The sequence below is a fragment of the Curtobacterium sp. 1310 genome, assembly GCF_017834105.1.
In the GTDB taxonomy this organism is placed as follows: Bacteria; Actinomycetota; Actinomycetes; order Actinomycetales; family Microbacteriaceae; genus Curtobacterium.
This window is the reverse complement of the sequence record NZ_JAFICY010000003.1, coordinates 307,496-332,189: the sequence shown is the minus strand read 5'-3', so window position 1 is coordinate 332,189 and position 24,694 is coordinate 307,496. Positions and strand designations below refer to the sequence as shown.

Sequence of the window (24,694 nt, the reverse complement as noted above, 5' to 3'; positions counted from 1 at the left end):
TTCAGTCCTCCGGTGCGAGGTCGACGTGCTCGGACAGGCCGAAGGTGTGCCGCAGGGCGCTGCGGGCCGCGTGCCAGCCCGCCATGCCGTGCACACCCGGGCCGGGCGCGGACGCCTCCGAGCACAGGTACATGCCGCCGCCCATCCGCCACGGATCGGACGACAGGACGGGCCGCTTGACGAGCTGCCAGAAGCTCGCGGCCCCGGCGGCGATGTCGCCGCCGACGTAGTTCGGGTTGTACTCGCCCATCTGGACGGCCGTGCGGCTGCTCGACTGCAGGACGGTGTCGCGGAACCCGGGCGCGAAGCGCTCGACCTGCCGGACGATCGCGTCGGTCGGGTCGACGTCGGAGCCCGCGGGCACGTGTGCGTACGCCCAGAAGACGTGCTTGCCGCGCGGGGCCCGGCTCGGGTCGACCACGGTCGGCTCGCTCCCGAGGACGTACGGGCGTTCGGCGTGCCGACCCTGCGCCACGGCGTGCTCGGCCTCGGCGATCTCCGCACGGGTGCCGCCGATGTGCACGGTGCCGGCCTTCCGCAGCTCGGTGTTCGTCCACGGCACCGGGTCGGACAGCGCGAAGTCGACCTTCGCCGCCGCGTTGCCGAACCGGAAGCGGCGCAGCGCCCCGCGCTTCGGGGTGGGGATCTGCTTCCCGGCGATGTGCAGCATGCCCGGGACGCTCGTGTCGAAGAGGACGGCCTTCGCCGGGGTCAGGTCGGCGAGGGACCGGACCTCGCGCCCGGTCTCGATGGTGCCGCCGTGGGCGACGAGGTCGGCGGCGAGCGCGTCGACGATCGCCTGGCTGCCCCCGATCGGCACGGGCCAACCGCGGGCGTGGGCGTACGAGCCGAGCGAGAGCGCGGCCGCGGCGGTCGACAGGGACGGCATGTGCTGGATCGAGTGCGCCGCGACGCCGGAGACCATCGCCGGTGCGACCTCGTCGCGGAACCGGGCGTTCCAGGCGGCGCTCCCCTGCTCGAGGGCGCGGAGACCGAACCGCAGGACGGTGAGCGGGTGTCGCGGGACGTGCAGCAGCGCGTCGGTGGCGAAGTCCGCGACCTGGTCGGCGCTGCCGGACAGGGGCGCCATGAGGTTCCGGAAGGCGCGGCCGTCGATGCCCAGGCCCTCGGCGGTGCGCTCGAGGTCGCGGTAGGCGATGCCGGCGCGGCCTCGGTCGAGGGGGTGGCCGTACTGCACCTCGGGCAGCCGGAGCTCGATGCGGTCCTCCATGCGGAAGAGCCGGAAGAACTCGGACTGCAGCGCCATGGGGTGCACCGCGGAGCAGACGTCGTGGTGGAACCCGGGCAGCGTCAGCTGTGCCGTGCGGGCACCACCGCCGATCGTGTCGTTCCGCTCGACGACCTCGACCGACAGCCCGGCCCGCGCGAGCGTCACCGCCGCCGCGAGTCCGTTCGGTCCGGCACCGACGACCACCGCATCAACCATGTGCCCGAGCCTAGGGACGCGCGCCCCCGCGGGCGGTCAGATGACCGTCCGACCCGCCTGCAGCGCCTCGTCGCGACGATCGAGCACGGCGTCGATGCGACTCGACGCGACGATGAGTCGCTCGGCGTCCCGGCTCACGGCCCCCGCGATCCTGGCGATGTCGTCACGGATGTGCCCCAGCGGGGCGGTGTGGATCGGCTCGTGGTGCGCGAGGCGGTTGCGGAACCGGCGGACGTCGTCGAGCAAGCGGTGCAGACCCTTGCGGCGGAGCGTGCCGCGGTGCGGGAACGCCGTCGTCAGGCGCGGTTGCCAGAGCACGGTCTCGTAGCTGAGGGTCGGGTGGCGAGGCACCCCGGCGTCGGTCAACCCGACCCAGAACCCGAAGCTCGTCGCGGCGACGACCTGGTCGGCGGTCGGTCGGGCGAAGCCTCGTCGCATCAGCGTGTCCGTGGCACCGTCGACGGCGCGGCGCTCTCGCGGCATGAGGTGCACCGCTTCGTCGTTCCACCAGTCGTCGTTCCGTCCAGCACGCAGGGCGTCGTGCATCGCGTTCCGCACGGCGACCTCGAGCACGGCGATCGGACCCCAGAACGCGGCGGTCATCTCGATGTTCCAGGCGTAGAGCCGGAGAGCGCCAGCTCGATCACCGTCGCACGCGGCGAGGTAGGGGCACAGACGGGCAGCGCTGAAGAGGCGCGGGAGGCCCGCGAGTGCGGCGATGTCCAGCGCATCGACGGCTGCCCGACCGGTCACATCAACTCCCCCGGAGACGACGATCGCCCCAGGAGTCCGGCGGTGCCGAATGGTCCTGGGGCGTTACACCTCTACCGTAGACGAACCTCGGTGGTACATCAAGTACCAGTCCTGCACTCCCGTCGTCAGGGGCGTGCGGTGTCCGCGTCGGCGGGATCCGTACCGTCCTCGGCGGCGTCGCCCTCGTCGGGCTCGTCCGCATCGGCCGGCGTCGCGACCGGGGCCTCGGCGCCCGCCGGGTGCTCCGCGAGCAGCGCCGCGAAGTCCTCGTCGAGCATCTGCTGCAGACGTTCGTCGCGGCCGATCTCGTAGTCCTCGGTCGGGCGCTGCGCCCACCCGAGACGTCCGACGACGGTCGTGCCGATGTCGTCCCACGCCCGGGCACGGGCCTGCAGCACGATGCGGTCGACGAAGCCCTGGTCGTCGCGCCGCCGGTCGAGCATGGCGGCGAGCTGCTCGTAGGTGGCCTCGCGCGTGCGGAGCTTCAGGTCGTCGCCGCGCTTGTAGTCGTGCTGGTGCTGCGAGCGCCCCCGCTTGTTGCTCGACGTGGACCGGATCTCCCGCATGCGGGCGGCGTCCCCGCGCTGCTCCTCGGCCATGCGGTGCAGTTCCTCGCGGGTGGCCTCGGCGATGACGGCGTGGTCGAAGTACCCCTGGTCGCGGAGGGCGTTCGTGATGATCCGGTTCGCCACCGCGACGGTGACGGCGGCCCTGGCGATGAGGAAGCCCTCGTCGACGGCCCGCTTCAGCTCCACCTGGCTGACCGGGCGGTCGCGAACGTCGTTCCTGGGGCGTCGTCCGAACAGGGCCATGCTCCGACGATACCGGCGTGCGGCCGTCCGTCCGCAGGAGGTCCGTCCCCGGGAGGACCCGCGGTCACACCACCGGGGGACGCGCCGCGGCAGCAGGACCCCGTAGCGTCGGGGACATGACCACCGTGCAGCACACCCCTCGGACCGGCCTCGGCACCGCGAGCCTCGTGCTCGGGGTCTGCTCGCTGCTCGCCGGGTGGACCTTCTTCGCCCCCGTCGTCGGCCTGTGCCTCGGGATCGCCTCCCGCAGTCGTGAGCCGATGGCCCGTGGCCGAGCGGGGTGGGGCATCCTCCTCAACCTCGTCGCGCTGGCGGTCTGGATCGTGGTCGGCGTGCTGCTCCTGCTCGGCGGCGCGTTCGCCGTGTGGGCGGGCGTGTCCCAGGGCCGCTGACGCAGCGTTCGTCTCGCCGGGGGCCCGGCGGAGCGCCGCCGAGGACCGTCAGGTCAACAGCCCGTACACCGCCACGTCGACCCGTCGGGGCCCGAGCGGGAGCGCGCTGCGCAGCGTCCCCTCGTGCACGAACCCGAGCCGCTCGGCCAGCGCCCGGCTCCGGGCGTTGTCGACGCCGGTGCGGACCTCCACCCGGGCACTCCCCCGCTCGCGCGCGACCTCGAGCAGTGCAGAAGCGGCCCGTCGGACGATGCCGCGCCCCTCGTACCGCTCGTCGATCCAGTAGCCGAGCGACGCCTGGCCCAGGTACGGGTCGAGCGCGAGCGACACCGAGCCGACGATGTTCCCGTCCACCCGGACGACGCACGGCACCGCCCGGTCCATCGCGTACTGCCCGAGCAGCTGCTCCGTGTGCAGGACGAGCGAGTCCCGGGAGACCGGCGCCCAAGCCCACGGTTCCGCGGCCCGGAGGCGTGCGAGGTTGGCCTGCACCAGGTCGTGGACGGCGTCGACGGTGCTCAGGTCGCGCAGCGTGAGCGTGCACCCGTCGCCGAGGTCCCGTCCCGAAGCCGCCACGCGTCCGAGACTATGCACGCGGCGTGCGCGCCGTCCGGAGCCGGCCGCGCGGACACGCAGACACGCGGCCACGCGGCCACGCGGCCACGCGATGCAGCCCGTCCGGAGCTCGCGAGCAGCGACGCGACCCCGCGGACGACGGGAGGCGCGGTGCCCACCGGCACCGCGCCTCCCGTCCGACAGGTCACCCGGTTCGCCCGGACGACCGAGTCACCCGTCAGGGCGCCGTGATGAAGCCCTTGTCCACCATCCAGTCGAAGGCGACGTCCGCCGGCTCGCGGCCCTCGACGTCGACCTGGCGGTTCAGCTCCTGCAGCGCCTCGTCGGTGAGCTCCGGCGAGATCTGGTCGTACACGTCACGGAGCTGCGGGTACTCCTCGAGCGTCTCGGAGTCGATCACGGGTGCGACGTTGTACGCCGGGAAGAACCCGCGGTCGTCCTCGAGCACGGTCAGGCCGAGCGACTTGATGCGGCCGTCGGTCGTGAAGACCTCGCCGAAGTTGCACTTGCCCCGGTCGGTCGCGGTGTAGACCGTGCCGGTGTCGAGGATGCTGACGTTCGACGTCGGCACGCCGTTCTCGCCCGAGCCCCCGAGCTCCAGGCCGTACTTCTCGAGCATCGGCTTGAAGCCGTCCGCACGCGAGTTGAACTCCGACTCGACGCAGAACGTCCGCTGGTCGACCGGCAGCTTCGTGATGTCCGACAGCGTCTTCACGTCGTCGAGCTCGGACACCGCCTCGTCGCGCACGGCGAACGCGTAGGTGTTGTTCATCGGCGCCGGTTCGAGCCAGGTCAGCCCGTTGCCGGCGTCCTCGTCCTTGACCGCCTGCCACTGCTCGGTCTTGTCGGGGATCCCCTGCTCGTGCGCCATGAACGTGAGCCAGGCGGTGCCCGTGTACTCGTACGTGAAGTCCGCGCCGTGCGAGGTCATCAGCTCGCGCACCGCGACCGACCCCGGCACGTTCGTCTCGTCGGTGACGTCGAACCCGGCCGCCTTGGCGGCGAGGACGGCGATCTTGCCGAGGACGAGCTGCTCCGTGAAGTTCTTCGACGTCACGGTCAGCTTCGCGTCGTCCGGCAGGTCGTCGATCCGCTGGATCGATCCCGGCGCGGCACCCGGCACGAAGGACGCGGCCGGCTGCAGGCCGCAGCCGGTCAGGACGAGGGCGCTCGCCCCCGCGACGGCGGCGGCGGCCACCCAGCGGCGACCGGTGGACGGACGGGAGGCGCGGCGGGCGCCCGTCCCGTCGGTGCGGGGGGCGCGACGTACGCCCTGCTCGCGGGTCGTCTCGTCGGCGTGCGTCGTGTCGTCGGGCGTCATCGGAGTCCCTTCGGTCGTGCGACCGTCTCGACCACGCGGCCGATCCAGTCGATGGTCAGGGCGAGGAGCGCCACCAGGAGCGCTCCGGAGACGAGCACCTTCGGCAGGAACAGGTTCACGCCCGTGGTGATGAGGAGCCCGAGGCCACCCGCGCCGACGAAGGTCGCCAGGCTCGCGGTGCCGACGAGCAGCACCAGGGCCGTCCGGATGCCGGAGAGCATGACCGGGACCGCCAGCGGCAGTTCGACCTTGAGCAGCACGCTGAGGGCGCTCATGCCCATGCCGCGGCCGGCCTCGACGAGCCGGTCGTCGACGCTCTGCACACCGAGCATGGTGTTCCGGAGCACCGGCAGGATCGCGTAGAGCACGAGGGCGACGACCGCCGACCAGCTGTTCAGGCCGAGCCAGGCCGCGAGCAGCACGATGAGCCCGACCGCGGGGGCCGCCTGTCCGAAGTTCGCGACGGCGATGACCGTGGTGCTCGCCCGCCGGAAGGGGCCGCGGGTGAGCAGGACCCCGAGCGGGATGCCGATCACGAGCACGAGCACGGTGGCCTGGAGCGTCAGGACGAGGTGCTGTCCGGTGAGCTCGAGGATGCCCGACGGGTTGAGGGTCGAGCGCTCGGTGGCACTGAGGTCCGCGGTGTTCAGCCAGAGGACCCAGGCGGCCAGGACCACCAGGATCGCGATCGGCTGGACGAGCAGGCCCTTCCAGGGGGTGCGCTGCGCGGTGCCCGGGCCGGCTGCGGCGGGCGCGTCGGTCGCGACGGTGGTCACAGGTCCTCCCCGGACGTCGCGACCGTCGGGGCCACGGGCGAGGACGGCAGGGTCTCGATCGGGTTCGTGTTCGTACCGACCGGCGTGTACGCCTGCTCGTCCGCGGCGGCCGCACGGGACCGGGTGATGGCCTCCATGACGGTCTCGACGGTGATGACGCCGCGGAAGGCGTCACGGCGCCCGGTGACGAGCGCGGCACCGGCGCTCGAGACGAGCATGGTGTCGAGCGCGTCGTTGAGCGTCGCCCCCTCGCCCACGACGGGCAGGGCGGGGTCGATGCCCTCCGGGATGCGGTCGAGGCGCTCGAGCTGCCGCCGGGACGGCCACCCGATCGGGCGCTGACGGCGGTCGACCACGACGGCGTGCCCGTGCCGTCCGGCCTCGTCCATGCGCTGCAGGACGGCCTTCGCCTCCTCGCCCGGCGAGCAGGTCACGGCGTCGACGACGTCGACGTCCCGCACGCGGTTGAGGGTCAGCTGCTTGAGGCCGGCGCCGGAGCCGATGAAGTTCTCCACGAACTCGTTCGCCGGTTCGGCCAGGATCCGCTCCGGGGTGTCGTACTGCACGATGTGCGCACCCTCGGTGAAGATCACGATCCAGTCGCCCAGCTTCACGGCCTCGTCGAAGTCGTGGCTGACGATGACGATCGTCTTGTGCAGTTCCTCCTGGATGCGCAGGAGCTCGTCCTGCAGGCGCTGCCGGGTGATCGGGTCGACGGCGCCGAACGGCTCGTCCATGAGCAGGACGGGCGGGTCCGCGGCGAGCGCCCGGGCGACACCGACGCGCTGCTGCTGGCCGCCGGAGAGCTCGCGGGGGAAGCGGTCGCGGTAGGTGGCCGGGTCGAGCGAGACCAGGTCGAGGAGCTCGTCGACGCGGGCGGCGATCTTCTCCTTCGACCAGCCGAGCATCTTCGGGACGATCCCGATGTTCGCCGCGACGGTCATGTGCGGGAAGAGGCCGCCGGCCTGGATGACGTAGCCCATGCGTCGGCGGAGCTCGTCGGCGTCGATGCCGGTGACGTCCTCGTCCCCGACGACGATGCGGCCCTCGGTGGGTTCGATGAGCCGGTTGATCATCTTCAGCGTGGTGGTCTTGCCGCAGCCGGACGGGCCGACGAGCATGACGATCTTGCCGGCCGGGATCTCGAGCGTGATGCCGTCGACTGCGGGCTTCTGCTGGCCCGGGTACCGCTTGGTGACCTCGTCGAGCAGGATGCTGCGGCCGGTGACGTCGCCCTCGGGGGCGGTGGTGGTGGCGGAGTCAGTGCTGGACACGGATACCTCTCGGGGTGGTCAGGCGGCCGAGGCCGATGAGGAGCAGGTCGAGGACGAGGGCGAGCAGGACGACCCCGACCACCCCGACGACGACGGAGTTCAGGGCGTTGGCGCCGCCGAGGCGGGACAGGCCGGAGAAGATGAAGCCACCGAGGCCGGGGCCGAGCGCGTAGGCGGCGATCGCGGCGATGCCCATCACCATCTGCGCGGACACCCGCACGCCGCTCAGGATGATCGGCCACGCCATCGGCAGCTCGACCTGCAGCAGGGTGCGCATCCGGCTCATGCCGATCCCCCGCGCCGACTCGACGACCGTCGGCGGGATCTCGGCGAGGCCGACCACCGCGTTCCGCAGGATCGGCAGCGTGGCGAAGAACACGACCGTGACGACGGACGGCACGACGCCGAACCCGAGCGGCACGATGAGCAGACCGATCACGGCGAACGACGGCAGGGTCAGCCCGACGGCGGACACCCCGTTCGCGATCGAGGTCAGCTGCGGACTGCGGTAGACGAGTGCTGCGAGCACCACGGCGATGAGCGTGGCGAGCACGGTGCACTGGACGACCAGTGAGAAGTGCTGCCACGACGAGAACCAGATCTGGTCCCATCGCTCCACGACGTACTGGAACACGGTTGGGCGCCCCTCCCTGGTCGGCCGAACGCCCCACCGGACGGGGCACGAACTCGACCGACCGTACGCAGGGGTCGGGGTACTTGACCAACGGCAAACGTCCGATCCGTGCAGTTCCTGCAATTTCGCGCAGGAAGAAACCCCAGTTCAGCGGGCGAGGGAGCGGTGTCACCTGGGAGAACGGTAACGATGTCGAGCAGCGGTCGGCTACTGCGGGATCCTGCCCGCAGCGGGGACGACCCGCCGCACGGGGTACGACGGGTCGTCCGGTGGGACCCGGGACGGTCCGGCTCCCCGATCAGGCCGGCAGGGGGACGCGTCGGGCGGCGACCCGCTCGGCCTCGTGCACGGCGACCCGCTCCGCGGTGAGGAGCAGCGACGCGACCTCGGCAGCGCTCCGCCCGGGCCGGTCGTTCCAGGTGGTGAGGTCGCGGACCCGGGCCATCCGGACGTCCGGCGCCGGGCACCAGACCACCGGTCGCCCCTCGTCGGCGGCCAGGGCGTGCCACACCAGGTCGAGGGCCCGCTGCACCGGCTGCGAGTGCACGACCTGCGGGCCACCCGCCGCCGAGACGACGGCCCCCACCAGGCAGGCGGCGACGAGCGGTCGGCCCTGGGCGGCGAGCGCCGCAGCACTCGACGCCTTGCGCAGGCGTCCGTGCTCGTCGAGGTAGGCGAACCAGGAGTGTTGGATCCACCCCTGCTCGACGACGCCCCGTGCGCCGGTGAGCAGCCGTTGCAGGTCGTCGAGCTCGTGCAGGTGGGCGACCAGCCGTCGGTCGCGGGCTGCCGCGCGCCGGACGGCCAGGCGGTCGAGCAGACCGCGGAGACCGGTGCGACGGACGGCGTCGGGTCGGGCGGACGGGGCGGGAGAGGCGTCGGTGTCGACGTCGTGCGGGACGCGGAACTCGAGGGTCATCAGGCCCCTCCGATCTCCAGTGCACGGACAGGTGAGGGAACGGTAACCCCTGCGGGCTCAGCCGTCCAGCACCGCGTCGATCGCCCGGGCCGCGACCGTCCGGAACGCGTCGTCGTCCGTCACGGCGAGCGCCGACGCGATCGACACGGCCCACCCGCGCGCCCGGGTCCAGGTGGCGGGGTCCGCGTCGACGAGCGACGCGAACGTCCGCCCGCCGGCGTCGTCGAGCGTCAACCACCGGGTGGCGAGGTCGACCGCCGGGTCGCCCGCGGTCAGGTCACCGAAGTCGACCACGGCCGACAGGCGTCGGTCACCGAGCGGCGTCGGCTCGACGAGCAGGTTGAACGGGTGCAGGTCACCGTGCACCCAGACGGGAGGCCCGACGTGCGTCGGCGCACCGGCAGCGGTCCGCCAGAGCGTGGCCAGCTCCACGGCGCGGGGCACGTCGTCCGTCGCCAGTCGCGTCGTCACGGCCTCGCTCCGCGTCGCGAGCGGGACGGCGCGGACCGGGTTCGCGGGGGCGTCCGCCGGTGCCGGCACGTGCAGGCGGGTCACGACGGCGGCGAGGTCCCGTGCCACCCGGACGCCCTGGGCCTGCTCACCCGCCGGTCGCCCGGGCAACCACGGCACGATGCTCCACGCCCACGGGTAGCCGAGCGCGGGACGGCCGGTGCGGACGGGCTCCGGGACGGGTGCGGCGTCCCCCACCAGCGCAGCGATCGTCGGCAGCCACCGCTGCTCGTGCTCGACGAGGGTGGCGGCCGCGGCGCGGCGGGGCAGCCGCACGGCGAGGGCGTCACCGGCACGGACCACGACGTTGTCCCACCCGCTCGCCACGACCCGCAGGGGCAGGTCGGCGAGGTCCGGGTGCTGGTCACGGAGCAGTGCGACGACCAGCTCGACGTCGACGTGGAACTCGGCCGCCGGGGTGCCCATCAGGCCAGGGTACGACGTCGTCGTCATCCCCGCGAAGTGGGGCTGCTGCGGAAACGTACTCCTTGGTATCCTCCAAGAGAAGCGACGTGGGTGTCCCTGGGGGGACCCGCGTCGCTCAGACCTCCCCGGGGCCCTCCGGCCGGATGATCGCCACGAGTCGAGGCACCTCGGCCCGGGTCCGTTCGGTCGCCATCGCCGACAGCAGCATCGTCCAGAGCTCCTGCAGCCGGTCGTACAGGTCCGCCCGGTCGTGCAGCATGTCCGACACCATCTGCACACCGGCGACGGCGGGGCTCACGACGTGCCCGACGAGCTCCGGGTCCCACGACGGGTCGACCTCGCCGACCTCGATCGCCCGACGGATGATGTCGGCCGTGTGCTCCACCCAGCGGCCGAACGGGTGCTCGCGCGGGATCTCCCGGGCGTTCGGGTCCGCGGCGAGCCGGAGCCCCGCACGGACCACGACCTCCCGCGTCATCTGCGTCGCCACGCCCTGCGACATCCACATCAGGGACTCCAGCGGCGATGCCGAACGCGCGGCGGCGACCTCCGCGTAGTGCCGGGAGATCTCGTCCTGCCGAGCGATCACCGCGCTGGCGATGTCGGCCTTCGACCGGAAGTGGAAGTACAGCGCCCCCTTGGTCATGCCGGCACGCTCGGCGACGCCGTCCATCGACGCCCCGAGGTAGCCGCGCTCGTCGAACTCGGCCGCCGCGGCCTCGATGAGGGCCGCGCGCGTCGCCACCGCCCGCTCCTGCCTGATCCGGCCGTCCTGCGCCATGTGCTCGATGGTAGCCAGCCGGCCCCGCCCGGAGGAGGCCCTCAGGGGACCCCCCGAGCGCTGCCGTACCGTGACCGGCATGGACGGATGGCGGGCCCCGCGGCGCTGGGTACGGGTGGGACGGTGGCTGCTGCTGCCGATCGCCGTGCTCGACTGGGTGGCCCTCACCCCGCAACCGGTCGTCGTCATCGCCTTCCTGCTCGCCGTGGCCGGCATGGCCGGCATGGCGGCAGCCCTCGTCGTGCGGATGCTGCACCGGTCCCGTGGCGCGATGGCGGGCCTCGGCGTGGTGCTGCTCCTCGGGGGACTCGTGGTCCTCGGGCTCGACCCCTTCCCCGGCACGGTGCCGTTCCTCGATCCGTGGTGGCCGGACGCGATCACGCAGCCGCAGGTCGTCGGCAGCGCCTACTGGAAGACCGCCGGCCTCGGGGTCGAGCTCGCCGGCTTCGCGCTCCTGGCCACGCTGCTCGTCGCGGCCGCCACCGGACGACCGGCGCCCCGCGGCCGCTGACGCCGCAGCACGTCCGCCCGGAGGGGCACCCGCCCCCGACTCCGCGCGGTCAGGTGCGGGTGAGCACCACGACGGCGACGTCCGCACCGTCGCCACCGACGGGGACGAGCGACCGGACGTGCGCGACGAGGTCCTCGGGGTGCTCCACCGCGAGCGCTCCGAGCCCCTGCACGTCCCCGACGCCGTCGAGCGCCAGCGCGCCGTCGGTCGCCAGCACCACGCGGTCCCCCGGCCCGAGGTCCAGCGCGCCGACCGTGCGCGGCACGGTGTCCGGCTGCAGGCCGATCGGCAGGTCCGACGACCGCAGCGCGGCCACCGTCCCGTCGGCCCGCACGAGCAGCGCCGGACCGTGCCCGGCGTCGACCCACTCGGCGTGACCCGTCGTCGGGTCGAGGCGCACGTGCAGGAGCGACCCGACGGCACCGCCGGCCGACAGGTCGGGGGCGAGCTGCGCCTCCAGGCCGGCGAGCGCGTCGTGCAGCGGCAGGTCCGTGCGGGCGACGACGGCGGCACGGACCGACGCCGCGAGGAGCGCCGAGGCCCGACCGCCCGCGGTGACCGTGCCGATCGTGGCCTGGACGGACCCGTCCGCGGCGGTGCGCCAGTCGACCAGGTCGCCCCCGTCCTCGTCCGGCTCGAGGAACCCGTCGACCGCGGCTCCCCCGGTCGTGACCGGGTCGGGCACGAGCCCGGTGAGGACACGTCGTACCCGGCCCCGCTCGATCGAGTGGCCGAGCTCGCGCTCCGCCCACCGGGCGAGGTCCCCGAGGAGCGCGAGGTCCTCGTCGGAGAACACTCGCGGCTGCGCGTCCATCACGCACAGCGTCCCGACCCGCGTGCCGTCGGACATCGTCAGCGGTGCGCCGGCGTAGAACCGGACCCCGTACTCGGTCACGGCGGGGGTGTCGGCGAAGCGGAGGTCGAGGAGCGTGTCCGGGACGACCATCGGCTCGGGAGTGAGCACCGTCGTCGCGCAGAACTGCCCGGTCGCCGGCACGCTCGTGCCCTGCTGGAACCCGAACGTCGACTGCGTGGTGACGAGGTCGTGGTGGACGAGGTTGAGGAAGGTCAGCGGGACGCCGAACGCCTCGTGCGTCATGCGGGTGATGCGGTCGAAGCGCTCCTCGGGCCCTGATCCGAGTACCTCGAGCGCCTCGATCACCGCAGTGCGGCGGGCCGCACCGTCGAGATGGTTGGTCACCCCTCCTGTGTACCCGCACCACCGGCGAGGAACCAGTCCCGCGGGTGGGGGTCAGCCGTCAGCTCGCGTCGCTCGGACACCGGGGCCGCCCAGGCCGCCGCGTTCGCGAGCACCCGCTGGATGTCCGGGTGGTGGTAGACGGGGTACTCCTGGTCGCCCGGCGAGAAGTAGAAGACCCGGCCGAGTCCCCGGCGGTAGGCGACACCGGAGCGGAAGACCTCGCCGCCGGCGAAGGTCGACAGGAAGACCTCCTCGTCGGGGCGCGGGATGTCGAAGTACTCGCCGTACATCTCCTGGCGGTCGATGACGATCGGGTGCGGGACGCCGGCGGCGATCGGGTGCTCGGGTGCGATCGTCCAGACGAGCTCGCGCTCTCCGTCGTTCCGCCACTTCAGCGAGCACGTCGTGCCCATCAGCCGGGTGAACGGCTTCGAGTAGTGCCCCGAGTGCAGGACGACCAGGCCCATCCCGGCGTGCACGGCCTCGACCACGCGGGTGACGACCTCGTCCGACACGTCCTGGTGCGCGACGTGTCCCCACCAGAACAGCACGTCCGTCTCCGCCAGGCGCTCGGCGGTCAGACCGTGCTCGGGCTCCTGCAGCGTGGCGGTGCCCACCGATGCCTCGGGGTGGTGCTCCCGGAGCGCGGCGGCGATCACGGTGTGCATGCCGTCGGGGTAGTGCCCGAGCACGGTCGCGTCACCGCGGCTCTCGTGCACGTTCTCGTTCCAGACGACGATGTTCAGGGGACGGCTCTCGGTCGGCGCTGACATGCCCCCGACGCTACCCGCTCCCCTGGTCGAATCGATACGACCGGCGGTGTGTCGGGGGTGTCGGGGGTTCTCCCGGACGGGTGCGCGACCATGTCGGCATGACCCCTCGCTCCCTGTTCCGTGCCGCCGCGGTGGCCGAACTCGTGACCTGGACACTGCTGATCGCCGGGATGGTGCTGAAGTACGGGCTGGACGCCGGCGACCTGGGCGTGCGCATCGGCGGGAGCATCCACGGGTTCGTGTTCCTGGCGTACCTCGTGGTGACGACGGTCGTCGCGGTGAACCAGCGCTGGTCGGTCGGGGCGCTCGTGCTCGGGTGGGCGAGCGCCGTCGTGCCGTACGCGACCGTGCCGTTCGAGGTCGCGGTCGCCCGGCGCGGCATGCTCGAGGGCCCCTGGCGACGGACCGCCGACGAGCGGTCCGGGGTCTGGGACCGCCTGCTCTTCTTCGTGGTGCGTCGGCCCGGGGTGTCGGTGGCGATCGGGGTCGTGGCGGTCGCGCTGGTGTTCTCGGCGCTGCTGGTCGTCGGTCCCCCGGTCCCCAAGGGCTGACGCGGCGCCGCCCTCGGCCGACCCGGTCGCACGACTTGCCGCCCGCGATCGTCCCGGTCGCACGACTTGCCGCTCACGTCCGGCGGCGACGGCATGTCCTGCGACCAAGACAGGGTCTGAGCGCGACCGCGTGACGGACGGGAGGCGCGGTGCCAGCTGGCACCGCGCCTCCCGTCCGTCGTCGGTGCGCGCCTAGAGCGCGGCCAGCGCCTCGTTGAGGGTGGCCGACGGACGCATCACGGCGTTCGTCTTCGCCGCGTCCGGGCGGTAGTAGCCGCCGATGTCGGCCGGCTTGCCCTGGACCGCCACCAGCTCGTCGACGATCGTCTGCTCGTGCTCGTCGAGCTGCGCCGCCAGGCCCTGGAACGCCGCTGCGAGCTCGGTGTCCTCGGTCTGCCGGGCGAGCTCGTCGGCCCAGTACTTCGCCAGGTAGAAGTGGCTGCCGCGGTTGTCGATCGATCCGAGCTTGCGGCCGGGCGACTTGTCCTCGTCGAGGAACGTCCCCGTGGCACGGTCGAGCGTGTCCGCCAGCACCTTCGCCCGTGCGTTGCCCGTCACACCCGCGAGGTGCTCGAGCGACACCGCGAGCGCGAGGAACTCACCCAGGGAGTCCCAGCGCAGGTAGTCCTGCTCGACCAGCTGCTGCACGTGCTTCGGGGCCGACCCGCCGGCACCGGTCTCGAACAGCCCGCCGCCGCCCAGGAGCGGGACGACGGAGAGCATCTTCGCCGAGGTGCCGAGCTCCATGATCGGGAACAGGTCGGTGAGGTAGTCGCGGAGCACGTTGCCCGTGACCGAGATGGTGTCCTCGCCGCGACGGATGCGCTCGAGCGAGAAGCGCATGGCGTCCTCGGGTGCCATGACCTCGATCTGCAGGCCGTCGGTGTCGTGCTCGCCGAGGTACTGCCGGACCAGCCCGATCAGGTTCGCGTCGTGCGCACGCGTCTCGTCCAGCCAGAACACGGCGGGCGAACCGGTGGCACGGGCGCGCGTGACGGCGAGCTTCACCCAGTCGCGGATCGCCACGTCCTTCGTCTGGCAGGCACGCCAGATGTCGCCCTGCTCGACCTCGTGCTCGATGACCGTCTCACCGGAGCTCGTGACGACGCGGACCTTCCCGTCGCCGGGGAGCTCGAAGGTCTTGTCGTGCGAGCCGTACTCCTCGGCCTTCTGCGCCATGAGCCCGACGTTCGGCACGGAGCCCATGGTCGACGGGTCGAAGGCGCCGTTCGCGCGGCAGTCCTCGATGACGGCCTGGTAGATGCCGGCGTAGCTCGAGTCGGGGATGACCGCGAGGGTGTCGTGCTCCTCGCCGTCCGGGCCCCACATGTGGCCGGAGGTGCGGATCATCGCGGGCATCGAGGCGTCGACGATGACGTCGCTCGGCACGTGCAGGTTGGTGATGCCCTTGTCCGAGTCGACCATCGCGAGCTCGGGGCCTGCGTCGATCCCGTCGGCGAACGCCTGCGTGATCTCCGCGCCGTTCGGCACGCTGTCGAGCCCGGCGAGGATCGAGCCGAGGCCGTCGTTCGGGTTCAGGCCGGCGGCGGCGAGGTCGGCCCCGTAGCGCTCGAACACGGTCGGGAAGAACGCCCGGATGACGTGGCCGAAGATGATCGGGTCGGAGACCTTCATCATCGTGGCCTTGAGGTGCACCGAGAACAGGACGCCCTGGTCCTGCGCGGCACGGATCTGGTCCTGCAGGAACGCCTCGAGCGCGCGGACGTGCAGGACGGTGCCGTCGACGACCTCGCCCGCGAGGACGGGGATCGACTGCTTGAGCACGGTGGTGTCGCCGTCGGCGGCCACGAACTCGATCGTCAGGGTGTCGTCGGCGGGGGCGATCCACGACTGCTCGTTCGAGCGGAAGTCGTCCTTGCCCATCGTCACGACGTTGGTCCGCGACTCGTGGCTCCAGGCGCCCATGCGGTGCGGGTGCTTGCGGGCGTAGTTCTTCACCGACAGCGGCGCGCGGCGGTCGGAGTTGCCCTCGCGCAGGACCGGGTTGACGGCGCTGCCCTTGACGCGGTCGTAGCGGGCCCGGACGTCGCGCTCCTCGGCGGTGGTGGGCTCGTCGGGGTAGGCGGGCAGGTCGTAGCCCTGCGCCTGGAGCTCCTTGACCGCCGCCTTGAGCTGCGGGATCGACGCCGAGATGTTCGGCAGCTTGATGATGTTCGCCTCGGGCGTCCCCGCGAGCTCGCCGAGCTCCGCCAGGGCGTCGTCCAGGCGCTGCTCGTCGGTGAGCCGCTCCGGGAACTGGGCGATGATCCGACCGGAGAGCGAGATGTCGCGGGTCTCGACGTCGACCCCCGCGGTGCGCGCGAACGCCTCGACGACCGGCAGGAACGAGTGGGTGGCGAGGAACGGTGCCTCGTCCGTGAGCGTGTAGATGATCTTGGCCATGCTGGCGGGTACTCCCTTGTTCGACCGTGCCGGACCTCGGTCCGTCCACGGTACTCGCGGCGCGGTTTCTCTCGACGTCAAGATACCCGGTCGGGCACTGCCGTGGGGTCGGGTCAGATCGTGATCCGGAACACCCGCACCCCGGCGGCCCGCAGTCCGGCGGTGCCGAGGCGGGTCCGCATGCTCCGGAAGGGGCGCTTGAAGCCCGAGCGGGCCGAGGCCACGCCGATCTGGTGGAGCACCTCGGACGTCAGCGTCCGCTCGACCTTCGGGGCGAGCCGGGTCACCCCCGAGACCGTGATGACGATGCGCACGGCGTTCGGTGCGAGCAGCGGCGCGATGAGTTCCGCGGCCTCCTGTGCCCGGTGGAACGCGGGGTCGTCGCCCGGTCGGCGGATCGCGATCACCGCGAGGTCGGCATCGGCGTGCTCGTGGGGATCGGGGAGGTCGTCCACCCCGACGACCCGCATCCTGGCGGCGTCGACGCCCGCACGGACGGCCGACGCCCGGAGGACGGGGAGCAGTTCCTGGGTGCCGGCGAGCACGACCTCGGCGGTCGCGAGGTCGATGGGTTCGTGGCGTTCCCGCGGCGTTCGGGCCATGGCGCAGGTCCTTCCGGTCGCTGGTCTCGGACACTACCGACGCAACGTCCAGCGGGCACGCAACCGCGGTGACACGTCAGCGGACTGCCAGCCGTTCGGTAACGGGAAGATCACGATCACCCCTGTACAAAGCGACAGACTCGTGCAGAATGGTCTGCGGCCATGACGACGACACACGACACCGACCAGCAGCAGCCGGAGACCCCGGTCGTGCACCTGTCCCGTCGCGCTGCCCTCGAGGCCGAGCGCGCAGCGGCTGGCAAGGCAGCGCGTCGCACCCGCGCTCCCCGCCCGTCCCGCTCGGACGCGGCCCCGGCGGTCGCGACCGTCTCCCCCGCACCGGCGCCCGGACGCACGCCCGAGTCGTCGGCCGCTCCGGCTCCGGCTCCGGCTCCGGCTCCGCACACCGTCCCGGTCGCTGCGCGGTCGGGACGTCGCACCACCGAGGCCCGGGCCACCACCGAGCACGTCGACGCGCGGATCACCCGGGTCGTCCGTCGACGGAGTGCCGCGCTGCCGGTCGCCGCGACGCCCGCGGCACGTGCAACGCGCCCGTCCCGCTCGCACCGCGCGAGCCGCATCACGCTGACCAGCGCCGCTGCCGCACTCGCGATGTTCGCCGCGTCCGCGATGCCCGCCCACGCCAGCGCCGGCACCTCGTCAGCGACGTCCACGCTCGCGCCGCAGGTCCGCACCCAGGACTACGCGGTCACCCAGGCGGTCACGGCGGCCGCCCTCGACCGCGACGACTTCACGGTCGGCGGCGGGCAGCAGGTCGTCGTCGCCGGTGACGGCGGCGCCGAGGGCGCGGTGTCGTACGGTGGCGAGGTCCGCTCGCCGTTCCCCGGCCCGGTGCGCATGAGCTCCGGGTTCGGGTACCGCTCCGCTCCGTGCGCCGCGTGCTCCTCGCTCCACCAGGGTCTCGACTTCAACCCGGGCATGGGCGCCCCGATCGGCGCCGTCGCCGCCGGCACCGTCCGCGTCTCGGGCACGTACTTCTCGTACGGCACGACGGTGATCATCGACCACGTGATCGAGGGCCGCCGGGTCTCGACCCTGTACGGGCACATGATCCCCGGGTCGTCGCCGCTGCGGGCCGGCGACACCGTCGAGGCCGGCCAGTTCATCGGCAGCGTCGGCTCCTCCGGCGTCTCGACGGGCGCACACCTCCACCTCGAGGTCCTGATGGACGGCGTCACGCCGATCGACCCCGAGGCCTGGCTCGAGGCCCGCATCGGCCGCTCGCTCACGATCTGACCCGAGCACGACCCGGCCCGAGCACGATCCGACCCGGGCTCGATCCGACCCGGGCGACCCGGCGGATCGTCGGGACCGCTGACGTCCCGGTCCGTGCACCCCGGACCCACAGCACTCGTGCAGCACCGGCGCGGCGGCGTCCCAGCATGGCTGTACAGGATCACAGCATGGACGATCACCACAGACCGCCCGCCCGTCGCCGACCCACGGTGGTGTCCCGCTGATGGACGCCGACACCTGGATCGCCTTCGGGCTCGTCATCCTCTTCGTGCTCGTCGGCGGTGTCTTCGCCGCGGCGGAGATCGCCCTCGTCTCGCTCCGCGAGTCACAGCTGCAGCAGCTCGAGCGACGTGGCTCCCGCGGAGCCCGGGTCGCCGCGCTCGGGCGTGACCCGAACCGCTTCCTGTCCGCCGTGCAGATCGGCGTGACCGTCGCCGGGTTCTTCTCGGCCGCGTACGGTGCGTCGTCGATCGCGCCGGACGTCGCGCCGCTGCTGTCCGGCCTCGGACTCGACCAGGGGGCGGCCGAGGCCGTCGCCCTCGTCCTGATGACCCTGGTCATCGCCTACCTGTCGCTCGTGTTCGGCGAGCTCGTGCCGAAGCGCCTCGCCCTGCAGCGCGCCGAGGGCTTCTCGATGGCCGTCGCGCCGACGCTCGACCGGTTCGCGACCGCGATGCGCCCGGTGATCTGGGTGCTGTCGAAGACCACGAACGGCGTGGTCCGGCTGCTCGGTGGCGACCCGGACGCCCGCAGCGAGTCGATGAGCACGGAGGAGCTCCGCGGTCTGGTCGAGGACCACGACGCCATCGACGCGCAGGGCCGCCGCATCGCCCGCAGCGCCCTCGACGCCGGCGACCGGATCCTCCGCGAGTCGATGCGCCCCTGGTACGACGTCTCGACCATCGACGCCTCGCTCAGCATCGCCGACGCGACCGACCACGCCATCGAGGTCGGCCACACCCGGTACCTGGTCACCGAGGGCTCGCGGGACGACGTCGCGGGCTTCGTGCACCTCCGCGACCTGCTCCGCCCGACCGACCCGACGGCACCCGTCTCGACGCTCGTGCGCCCCGTGCTCGCGCTGCCGGAGACGAAGTCGCTGTCGAGTGCCATCGCGGACATGCGCACCGAGGGACACCAGATCGCGCTCGTGGTGGACGAGTACGGCGGCAGTGCGGGCATGGTCACGCTCGAGGCGCTGCTCGAGGACCTCGTCGGCCGCATCAGGGACGAGTACGACCCGCCGGCCGCCGAGTCCGACGGGATCGACGGTGCGACCGTGCTCGAGGACCTCGCGGCCGACGGCGGTCCGCTGCTGCCGGACGGCGACTACGAGACCGTCGGCGGGCTCGTGCAGGTGCACCTCGACCGCGTGCCCGAGGTCGGTGACGTGGTCGAGACCGGCGAGCACCGCCTCGAGGTCACCGAGATGGACGGGCACCGGGTGGCGCGTGTGCGGGTCACTCCCCGAGCGGCGGACGCCGCCACGGCGGCGCCGGCGGCCACCGAGCCGGTGCACGCGGTCCCGCCCGTCTCCTAGCCGGGCCACCACCGGACGGGAGGCGCGGTGCCGACCCGCACCGCGCCTCCCGTCCGTCACGGGTACCGCCGGTGCCTGTCGTCGCGACGGTGCCGCCACGTACGCTCGTGCCATGGGTATCGACGTGCGCAACGAGATCCGTGACTTCCTGTCCTCGCGACGGGCGCGGCTCACCCCCGACGAGGTCGGCATGCCGTCGTTCGGCGGCGGCGTCCGCCGGGTGCCCGGCCTGCGTCGGCACGAGGTCGCGATGCTCGCCGGGGTGAGCGTCGACTACTACACGCGGCTCGAGCGCGGCTCGCTCAAGGGCGTCTCGGACAGCGTGCTCGAGGGACTCGCGGGCGCACTGCAGCTCGACGAGGACGAACGGACGCACCTGTTCGACCTCGCCCGTCTGGCCAACGCCGGCGTCAAGGTGATGCACCGGAACGTGCCGACGCGTGTCCGGCCGGGCGTGCAGCGCCTGCTCGACGCGATCACCGGCGCGCCCGCGTGGGTGCGGAACGAGCGCGGCGACGTCGTCGCGACGAACGAACTCGGCCGGGCCCTGTACGCGCCGATGTTCGCGGGCCCCGGGCGCCCCGTGAACACCGCACGGTTCACGTTCCTCGACCCGGCCGCGCGCGAGTTCTTCCCCGACTGGGCGGCCACCGCGCGCGAGGCCGTCGCCGTCCTCCGCGCCGCGGCCGTCGCGAACCCCTGCGAGCCCGGTCTCGTGACGCTCGTCGGCGAGCTCTCCACACGGAGCGAGGAGTTCCGCGGCTGGTGGGCTGCCCACGACGTCCGGGTGCACCGACGGGGCGGCAAGCGCATCGCGCACCCCGTCGTCGGGGAGCTGCAGCTGGACTTCGAGGCGCTCGAGCTCGTCGCCGACCCGGGCCTGACGATGTTCACCTACTCGGCGGAGCCGGGCAGCGAGTCCGAGCGGTCGCTCGCGCTGCTGGGGACCTGGGCCGCGACGGAGCGGTCCGAGCGGCTCGCCGCCGTGCGTGCGGGCGAGGCCGAGCTGGACGACTGACGGGCCGACCGGACGACCGCCGTGGTCAGCGGTCGGTCGTCACGGCGCGGTCGGTCCTGCGGGTCCCTCGGGGCGAGGGGCGCCGTCGGCGCCGTCGGTGCCGTCGGTGCCGTCGGTGCCGTCGTCGCTCCCGAGCGTGTCGACGAGCGAGTCCACGCGGAGCCGGTCGATGCGCAGTTCCTTCTCGGTCGCGGTCAACCGCAGCACGCGGATCGCGGCGAACACGAGCACGATGAGTGCGACGACGAGCACGAGCAACAGCAGCACGACCGCCAGGTAGACGATGCTGACGACGGCGAATCCCCCGGAGACCATGCGACGACGCTAGCAGGGAGCGTTCGTAGGGTGGGGCCGTGACGAGGATGCCGGTGGACGAGGACACAGCGGCGCTCCTGCGACGACACCGCCGCCCGGAGCCGACGTTCGTCCGTGCGGTCGCGGGGTCCCTGGCCGATGCCCGCACCGTGCGCGAGGAACGGCCTGGTCCGGTCTCGTACGTGCCCGCGGACCGGCGGGTCGTCTCCGACGGGGACGCCGACGCGGTGCTGCTCACCTTCCCGAGCGTGGACACCGTCGCCGGGCTCGCACGGCCCGAGGACGGCCGGGTCGTCGTCCTCGCGCGCGACCCGGACCGGCTCCGCACCGGTTGGCTCGCCGAGTACGCGTCCGCGGTGGTCGCCGCCGAGGCGGACACGCTGCCGACGGTCGACCGGCTGGCGACGCTCGTCGGACCGTCCGTCGAGGTCGTGCGCCTCCCGGTGCCGTTCACCTGCGTGGACGGCTTCGGCGAGGGCTACTACGCGCGACCCGAACGGCTCCTCGACGCCGAGGTCCGCGCCGCCGACCCGGCGTGGAGCCTGGTCGACGACCTCACCGCTCGCCGATCGGTCGCCGCCCTGCGGAGCGCGCTCGCGTCGGGCGAGTGGGACAGCCGGTACGGGGCTCTCCGCCGGCGGCCCGCGCTCGACGGGTCGGTCGTCCTGCTGCGGCCCGCTCCGTGACTCCCTGACCGGGTCGACGACGCGACACGCCCGGCTTGACACGCCGTCGTAGGCTGGGACCGTGAGTCAGCAGGAGGTGGTCGGCGCGCAGAGCGCCGGCATCAGGGCGTGACGCCCCCGGCTGTGCCGTCCGGCACGGCCGCGTCCGTCGAACCCTGACCACACCTCCGCCCGTGCGGCGCGCACCCGCGCCCGGGCCCGTCGAGAGCGACCACACCGTGCTGCCCATCAGCGAGAAGACCATCCGTTCGTCCTTCGTCAACGCCTCCCGCAAGGAGGTCACCGACCTGACCCTGCCGACCGACCTCGAGACGCTGGACTGGGAGTCGCTCGACTTCCTCGGCTGGCGCGACCCGAAGACCGCGCGCCGCGCCTACGCCGTCGTCCCGACGCTCGAGGGCGACCTCGTCGGCATCCTGTTCCGGCAGGCCGAGGCGTCGCCGCGTGCACGGGCGCAGTGCTCGTGGTGCCAGGACGTCAAGCTGCCCAACGACGTCGTCTTCTACGCCGCCAAGCGCTCGGGGAAGGCCGGGCGGAACGGCAACACCGTCGGCACGCTCGTCTGCCAGGACTTCCAGTGCTCCCGCAACGTCCGACGCCCGGTGCCCCCGGCGTACGAGGGCTACGACGTCGAGGCCGCCCGGGTCCGCCGGATCGAGGACCTGCAGCTCCGGATCGCGTCCTTCGCCGCCGACCTCTGAGCCCGCCGAAGCCGCGGGAAACGTCGGCGTAACGCGCGGTCCCTAGGGTGTGGCGGGTGGACCTCCGCGACTTCGACTCCGCCCCCGCCGACGACGCCCGACGGACCGCCCTGCACTGGGCAGCGGTGCCGGCGTGGGCGGACGCCCTGGTGGCCGCTCGACCGTTCCGCACCGTGCCGGCCCTGGTCGCAGCGGCCACCGAGGCGGCGGCGCAGTGGACCGCGGCGGACCTCGACACCGCCCTCGCCGAGCACCCCCGCATCGGCGAGCGCACCACCGAGGCGTCGTCGGCCCGCGAGCAGGGCGCGATGGCGACGGCGGCGGACGACGTCGCAGCGGCCATCGCCCGCGGGAACGCCGCGTACGAGGACCGGTTCGGCCGGGTGTTCCTCGTGCGTGCCGCCGGGCGGACGCCGGAGGAACTCCTCGCCGAGCTCGAGCGGCGCCTCGCGGGGGAGCCGGACGCCGAGGTGACCGAGGCCACCGCTGCCCTGGCCGACATCGCCGTGCACCGGATCCGAAGGACATTCGGCGTCCCGCACCTGACCACGCACGTGCTCGACGCCCGCACCGGCACCCCGGCCGTCGGTGTCGCGCTGACACTGCGAACCCCCGAGGGCGAGGTCCTGGCCACGGGGGAGACGGACGCGGACGGGCGTGCGGGGCTCGGACCGGACGTGCTGCCCCGTGGGGACCTGGAGCTGCGGTTCGACACCGGCGCCCACCACCGCGCCGCCGGGGTCCCGACCTTCCACCCGTACGTCGTCGTCGCGTTCACGGTGACCGGGACCGACCACCTGCACGTGCCGCTGCTGCTCAGCCCCTTCGCCCACAGCACCTATCGCGGCAGCTGACCAGGCGGTCGCCCGGCGCCCGGCGCCCGGCGCCCGGCGCCGAGTCTCGCCCAGGCGGACACGTTCGTGGTCCCACGACCGCGAACGTGTCCGCGGAGCCGAGTCTCGCTGGAGCCGCGGCGGCGCGGCGCGGCGGCGGCGCGCCCGGCGCGGCGGCGGCGCGCCCGGCGCGGCGCGCCCGGCCCGGCGCGGCCCGGCGCGCGCGCCGCGTCAGGACCGGCCGTCGCCGACCGTCGCGACCGGCGCCGTCGAGCGCACCGCGTCGTACGACCCCACGGCGGGGTCGGCGCCGTAGCGCTCCCGCAGCCCGCGCGACCCGAGCAGCAGGTTGAGCAGGATCGCGGCGATCGCTCCGGCCGAGATGCCCGAGTCGAACACGAGCGTGAACCACGTCGGGAACGCCCCGTAGATCTCCGGCGCGACGGTCGGCAGCAGCGCGATCGCGAGCGGCAGCGCCACGACGAGCACGTTCCGGTTGTCGAACCGCACCTTGGAGAGCGTCCGGATGCCGCTCGCCGCGACCATGCCGAACAGGGCGACCCCGGCACCGCCGAGCACCGCGTGCGGCACCGCCTCGACGACCGCTGCGACCTTCGGCACGAGCCCGAGCACGACGAGCATGCCGCCGGCGGCCGTCGCCACGTACCGCGAGCGCACCCCGGTCAGGGCCACCAGCCCGACGTTCTGCGCGAACGCCGTGTACGGGAACGTGTTGAAGACGCCGCCGAGCACGGTACCGAGGCCGTCGGCCCGCAGTCCGTCGGCCAGCGTGCGGCGCGACACCGGACGGTCGACGACCTCGCCGACGGCCACCATGTCGCCCGTGGTCTCGGTCATGATGACGAGCCCGACGACGAGCATCGACACGATCGACGCGAGGTCGAACGCCGGCAGCCCGAAGTGGAACGGCGTGACGACGGCGAACCAGGCGGCGTCGCCGATCCCCGACCCGTCGACCATGCCGGGGACGAACAGCGCCGCGACGGTGCCGAGGACGAGCCCGAACAGCACCGAGACCCGAGCCAGCCCGCGCGGCGCGAAGCGCTCGACGAGCACGACGGCCAGCAGCACGCCGGCCGCGAAGGCCACGTCGAGCGGATCGGCAGCGCCGTCCTCCCCACCGTCGGTGATCCACCCGGCGGCGACGCTCGTGAGCGAGACGCCGATGATCAGGATCACGGTGCCGGTGACGATCGGCGGGAACAGCCGCACGAGCTGCGAGAACCACGGCGCCACGAGCACCATGAACACCCCGCAGGCGATCGTCGCCCCGTAGACCGCGGTGATGCCGTGCGCACTGCCGATCGCGATCATCGGACCGACGGCGGCGAAGGTCACGCCCTGCACGAGCGGCAGGCGGACCCCGAAGCGCCAGAAGCCGACGGACTGCACGATCGTCGCCAGCCCGGCGACGAACAGGTCGGCGCTGATCAGGAAGGCCAGGTCGGCCCGGTCGAACCCGAGCGCCCCACCGACGATGAGCGGGACGGCGACCGCCCCGGCGTACATCGCCAGGACGTGCTGCAGGCCCAGCGGCAGGAGCCGACCGAGCGGCGGGACCGTGTCCACCCCGTCCGGTCCGGTGGTCGTGCGTGGTGGTGTCGTGCTGGTCATGGTGCCCCCGTCGCGGTGCCGGTCACGTGTCACCTCGACGCTAGGGA

26 protein-coding genes and 1 pseudogene are annotated in these 24,694 nt (G+C 73.1%); 10 read left to right on the top strand and 17 right to left on the bottom strand.

Annotated elements, in window-relative coordinates; genetic code table 11:
* Position 1 precedes the first annotated feature (1 nt).
* The 3 genes from JOD95_RS09955 to JOD95_RS09945 form a co-directional block, all read right to left on the bottom strand.
* Entirely contained in the window at positions 2–1,447 is a 1,446-nt protein-coding gene (locus JOD95_RS09955) for an NAD(P)/FAD-dependent oxidoreductase (RefSeq protein ID WP_066657289.1), read from the bottom strand.
* A gap of 36 nt (positions 1,448–1,483) precedes the next feature.
* A complete protein-coding gene (locus JOD95_RS09950) occupies positions 1,484–2,200 on the bottom strand; it encodes a hypothetical protein (protein WP_235426401.1) in 717 nt (238 codons plus the stop codon).
* A 125-nt stretch (positions 2,201–2,325) separates the two neighbouring features.
* On the bottom strand, positions 2,326–3,012 hold the full coding sequence (locus JOD95_RS09945) for a hypothetical protein (protein ID WP_066657291.1): 687 nt from the start codon (positions 3,010–3,012) through the stop codon (positions 2,326–2,328).
* Between the two features lie 116 nt (positions 3,013–3,128).
* Between JOD95_RS09945 and JOD95_RS09940 the strand changes: the two genes are divergently transcribed.
* A complete protein-coding gene (locus JOD95_RS09940; RefSeq protein ID WP_209684843.1) occupies positions 3,129–3,404 on the top strand; it encodes a hypothetical protein in 276 nt (91 codons plus the stop codon).
* A gap of 48 nt (positions 3,405–3,452) precedes the next feature.
* Here the strand turns inward: JOD95_RS09940 and JOD95_RS09935 are convergent, their stop codons facing one another.
* From JOD95_RS09935 to JOD95_RS09900, 8 genes are all read right to left on the bottom strand, one after another.
* Entirely contained in the window at positions 3,453–3,980 is a 528-nt protein-coding gene (locus JOD95_RS09935) for a GNAT family N-acetyltransferase (RefSeq protein WP_209684842.1), read from the bottom strand.
* A 217-nt stretch (positions 3,981–4,197) separates the two neighbouring features.
* Entirely contained in the window at positions 4,198–5,301 is a 1,104-nt protein-coding gene (locus tag JOD95_RS09930; protein ID WP_209684841.1) for a glycine betaine ABC transporter substrate-binding protein, read from the bottom strand.
* Positions 5,298–6,077 (bottom strand): ABC transporter permease, encoded by a 780-nt coding sequence (locus JOD95_RS09925; RefSeq protein WP_209684840.1) that lies wholly within the window; start codon positions 6,075–6,077, stop codon positions 5,298–5,300. Before JOD95_RS09925 ends, JOD95_RS09930 begins: the two co-directional genes overlap by 4 nt.
* Positions 6,074–7,351, bottom strand: coding sequence for an ATP-binding cassette domain-containing protein (locus JOD95_RS09920; RefSeq protein WP_066657297.1), 1,278 nt, complete (start codon positions 7,349–7,351; stop codon positions 6,074–6,076). The genes JOD95_RS09925 and JOD95_RS09920 overlap by 4 nt, the downstream gene beginning before the upstream one ends.
* A complete protein-coding gene (locus JOD95_RS09915) occupies positions 7,338–7,985 on the bottom strand; it encodes an ABC transporter permease (RefSeq protein WP_066657303.1) in 648 nt (215 codons plus the stop codon). The genes JOD95_RS09920 and JOD95_RS09915 overlap by 14 nt, the downstream gene beginning before the upstream one ends.
* Positions 7,986–8,283: 298 nt before the next feature.
* A complete protein-coding gene (locus JOD95_RS09910) occupies positions 8,284–8,904 on the bottom strand; it encodes a hypothetical protein (protein WP_209684839.1) in 621 nt (206 codons plus the stop codon).
* 57 nt (positions 8,905–8,961) lie between these two features.
* Positions 8,962–9,840 carry an aminoglycoside phosphotransferase family protein gene (locus tag JOD95_RS09905; protein ID WP_245172041.1) on the bottom strand — a complete coding sequence of 293 codons (879 nt, stop codon included), beginning with the start codon at positions 9,838–9,840 and terminating at the stop codon, positions 8,962–8,964.
* A gap of 115 nt (positions 9,841–9,955) precedes the next feature.
* On the bottom strand, positions 9,956–10,621 hold the full coding sequence (locus JOD95_RS09900) for a ScbR family autoregulator-binding transcription factor (protein WP_209684838.1): 666 nt from the start codon (positions 10,619–10,621) through the stop codon (positions 9,956–9,958).
* Positions 10,622–10,700: 79 nt separating this feature from the next.
* On the opposite strand from JOD95_RS09900, the gene JOD95_RS09895 reads away from it, so the two are divergent.
* The gene (locus JOD95_RS09895; protein ID WP_158407778.1) at positions 10,701–11,132 is read left to right on the top strand and encodes a hypothetical protein; all 432 of its coding nucleotides are present in this window, start codon (positions 10,701–10,703) and stop codon (positions 11,130–11,132) included.
* Between the two features lie 49 nt (positions 11,133–11,181).
* On the opposite strand, the gene JOD95_RS09890 is transcribed toward JOD95_RS09895, so the two are convergent.
* Together JOD95_RS09890 and JOD95_RS09885 are read right to left on the bottom strand one after the other, a co-directional pair.
* A complete protein-coding gene (locus JOD95_RS09890; protein WP_209684837.1) occupies positions 11,182–12,333 on the bottom strand; it encodes a PP2C family protein-serine/threonine phosphatase in 1,152 nt (383 codons plus the stop codon).
* Entirely contained in the window at positions 12,330–13,106 is a 777-nt protein-coding gene (locus tag JOD95_RS09885; RefSeq protein ID WP_200884121.1) for a ThuA domain-containing protein, read from the bottom strand. The genes JOD95_RS09890 and JOD95_RS09885 overlap by 4 nt, the downstream gene beginning before the upstream one ends.
* Before the next feature lie 98 nt (positions 13,107–13,204).
* On the opposite strand from JOD95_RS09885, the gene JOD95_RS09880 reads away from it, so the two are divergent.
* Complete coding sequence (locus JOD95_RS09880; protein ID WP_209684836.1) at positions 13,205–13,657, top strand: DUF3817 domain-containing protein; 453 nt, start codon at positions 13,205–13,207, stop codon at positions 13,655–13,657.
* Between the two features lie 192 nt (positions 13,658–13,849).
* Here the strand turns inward: JOD95_RS09880 and JOD95_RS09875 are convergent, their stop codons facing one another.
* Together JOD95_RS09875 and JOD95_RS09870 are read right to left on the bottom strand one after the other, a co-directional pair.
* Positions 13,850–16,060, bottom strand: coding sequence for an NADP-dependent isocitrate dehydrogenase (locus JOD95_RS09875; RefSeq protein WP_209684835.1), 2,211 nt, complete (start codon positions 16,058–16,060; stop codon positions 13,850–13,852).
* 113 nt (positions 16,061–16,173) lie between these two features.
* On the bottom strand, positions 16,174–16,662 hold the full coding sequence (locus JOD95_RS09870) for a hypothetical protein (protein WP_066657341.1): 489 nt from the start codon (positions 16,660–16,662) through the stop codon (positions 16,174–16,176).
* Positions 16,663–16,824: 162 nt separating this feature from the next.
* Here JOD95_RS09870 and JOD95_RS16695 point away from each other — a divergent pair, with 162 nt between their 5' ends.
* The 3 genes from JOD95_RS16695 to JOD95_RS09855 all read left to right on the top strand — a co-directional run bounded on the left by JOD95_RS16695 (position 16,825) and on the right by JOD95_RS09855 (position 20,477).
* A complete protein-coding gene (locus tag JOD95_RS16695) occupies positions 16,825–17,919 on the top strand; it encodes a M23 family metallopeptidase (protein WP_209684834.1) in 1,095 nt (364 codons plus the stop codon).
* Between the two features lie 223 nt (positions 17,920–18,142).
* Entirely contained in the window at positions 18,143–19,459 is a 1,317-nt protein-coding gene (locus JOD95_RS09860; RefSeq protein WP_209684833.1) for a hemolysin family protein, read from the top strand.
* A 112-nt stretch (positions 19,460–19,571) separates the two neighbouring features.
* Entirely contained in the window at positions 19,572–20,477 is a 906-nt protein-coding gene (locus JOD95_RS09855) for a helix-turn-helix transcriptional regulator (RefSeq protein WP_209684832.1), read from the top strand.
* A gap of 39 nt (positions 20,478–20,516) precedes the next feature.
* Here JOD95_RS09855 and JOD95_RS09850 read toward each other — a convergent pair whose 3' ends face one another.
* A complete protein-coding gene (locus JOD95_RS09850) occupies positions 20,517–20,792 on the bottom strand; it encodes a hypothetical protein (protein WP_209684831.1) in 276 nt (91 codons plus the stop codon).
* A 47-nt stretch (positions 20,793–20,839) separates the two neighbouring features.
* Here JOD95_RS09850 and JOD95_RS09845 point away from each other — a divergent pair, with 47 nt between their 5' ends.
* The 4 genes and pseudogenes from JOD95_RS09845 (at position 20,840) to uraH (ending at position 23,033) form a co-directional block, all read left to right on the top strand.
* On the top strand, positions 20,840–21,478 hold the full coding sequence (locus tag JOD95_RS09845) for an SAM-dependent methyltransferase (RefSeq protein WP_209684936.1): 639 nt from the start codon (positions 20,840–20,842) through the stop codon (positions 21,476–21,478).
* Between the two features lie 218 nt (positions 21,479–21,696).
* Entirely contained in the window at positions 21,697–22,179 is a 483-nt protein-coding gene (locus JOD95_RS09840; protein ID WP_209684830.1) for an FBP domain-containing protein, read from the top strand.
* Between the two features lie 47 nt (positions 22,180–22,226).
* Positions 22,227–22,700: pseudogene (gene uraD, locus JOD95_RS09835) on the top strand (2-oxo-4-hydroxy-4-carboxy-5-ureidoimidazoline decarboxylase); the annotation flags it as partial.
* The gene (gene uraH / locus JOD95_RS09830) at positions 22,695–23,033 is read left to right on the top strand and encodes a hydroxyisourate hydrolase (RefSeq protein ID WP_209684935.1); all 339 of its coding nucleotides are present in this window, start codon (positions 22,695–22,697) and stop codon (positions 23,031–23,033) included. The pseudogene uraD and the gene uraH, both read left to right, overlap by 6 nt.
* Before the next feature lie 210 nt (positions 23,034–23,243).
* Here uraH and JOD95_RS09825 read toward each other — a convergent pair whose 3' ends face one another.
* On the bottom strand, positions 23,244–24,647 hold the full coding sequence (locus JOD95_RS09825) for a nucleobase:cation symporter-2 family protein (protein WP_245172040.1): 1,404 nt from the start codon (positions 24,645–24,647) through the stop codon (positions 23,244–23,246).
* Positions 24,648–24,694: the final 47 nt, after the last annotated feature.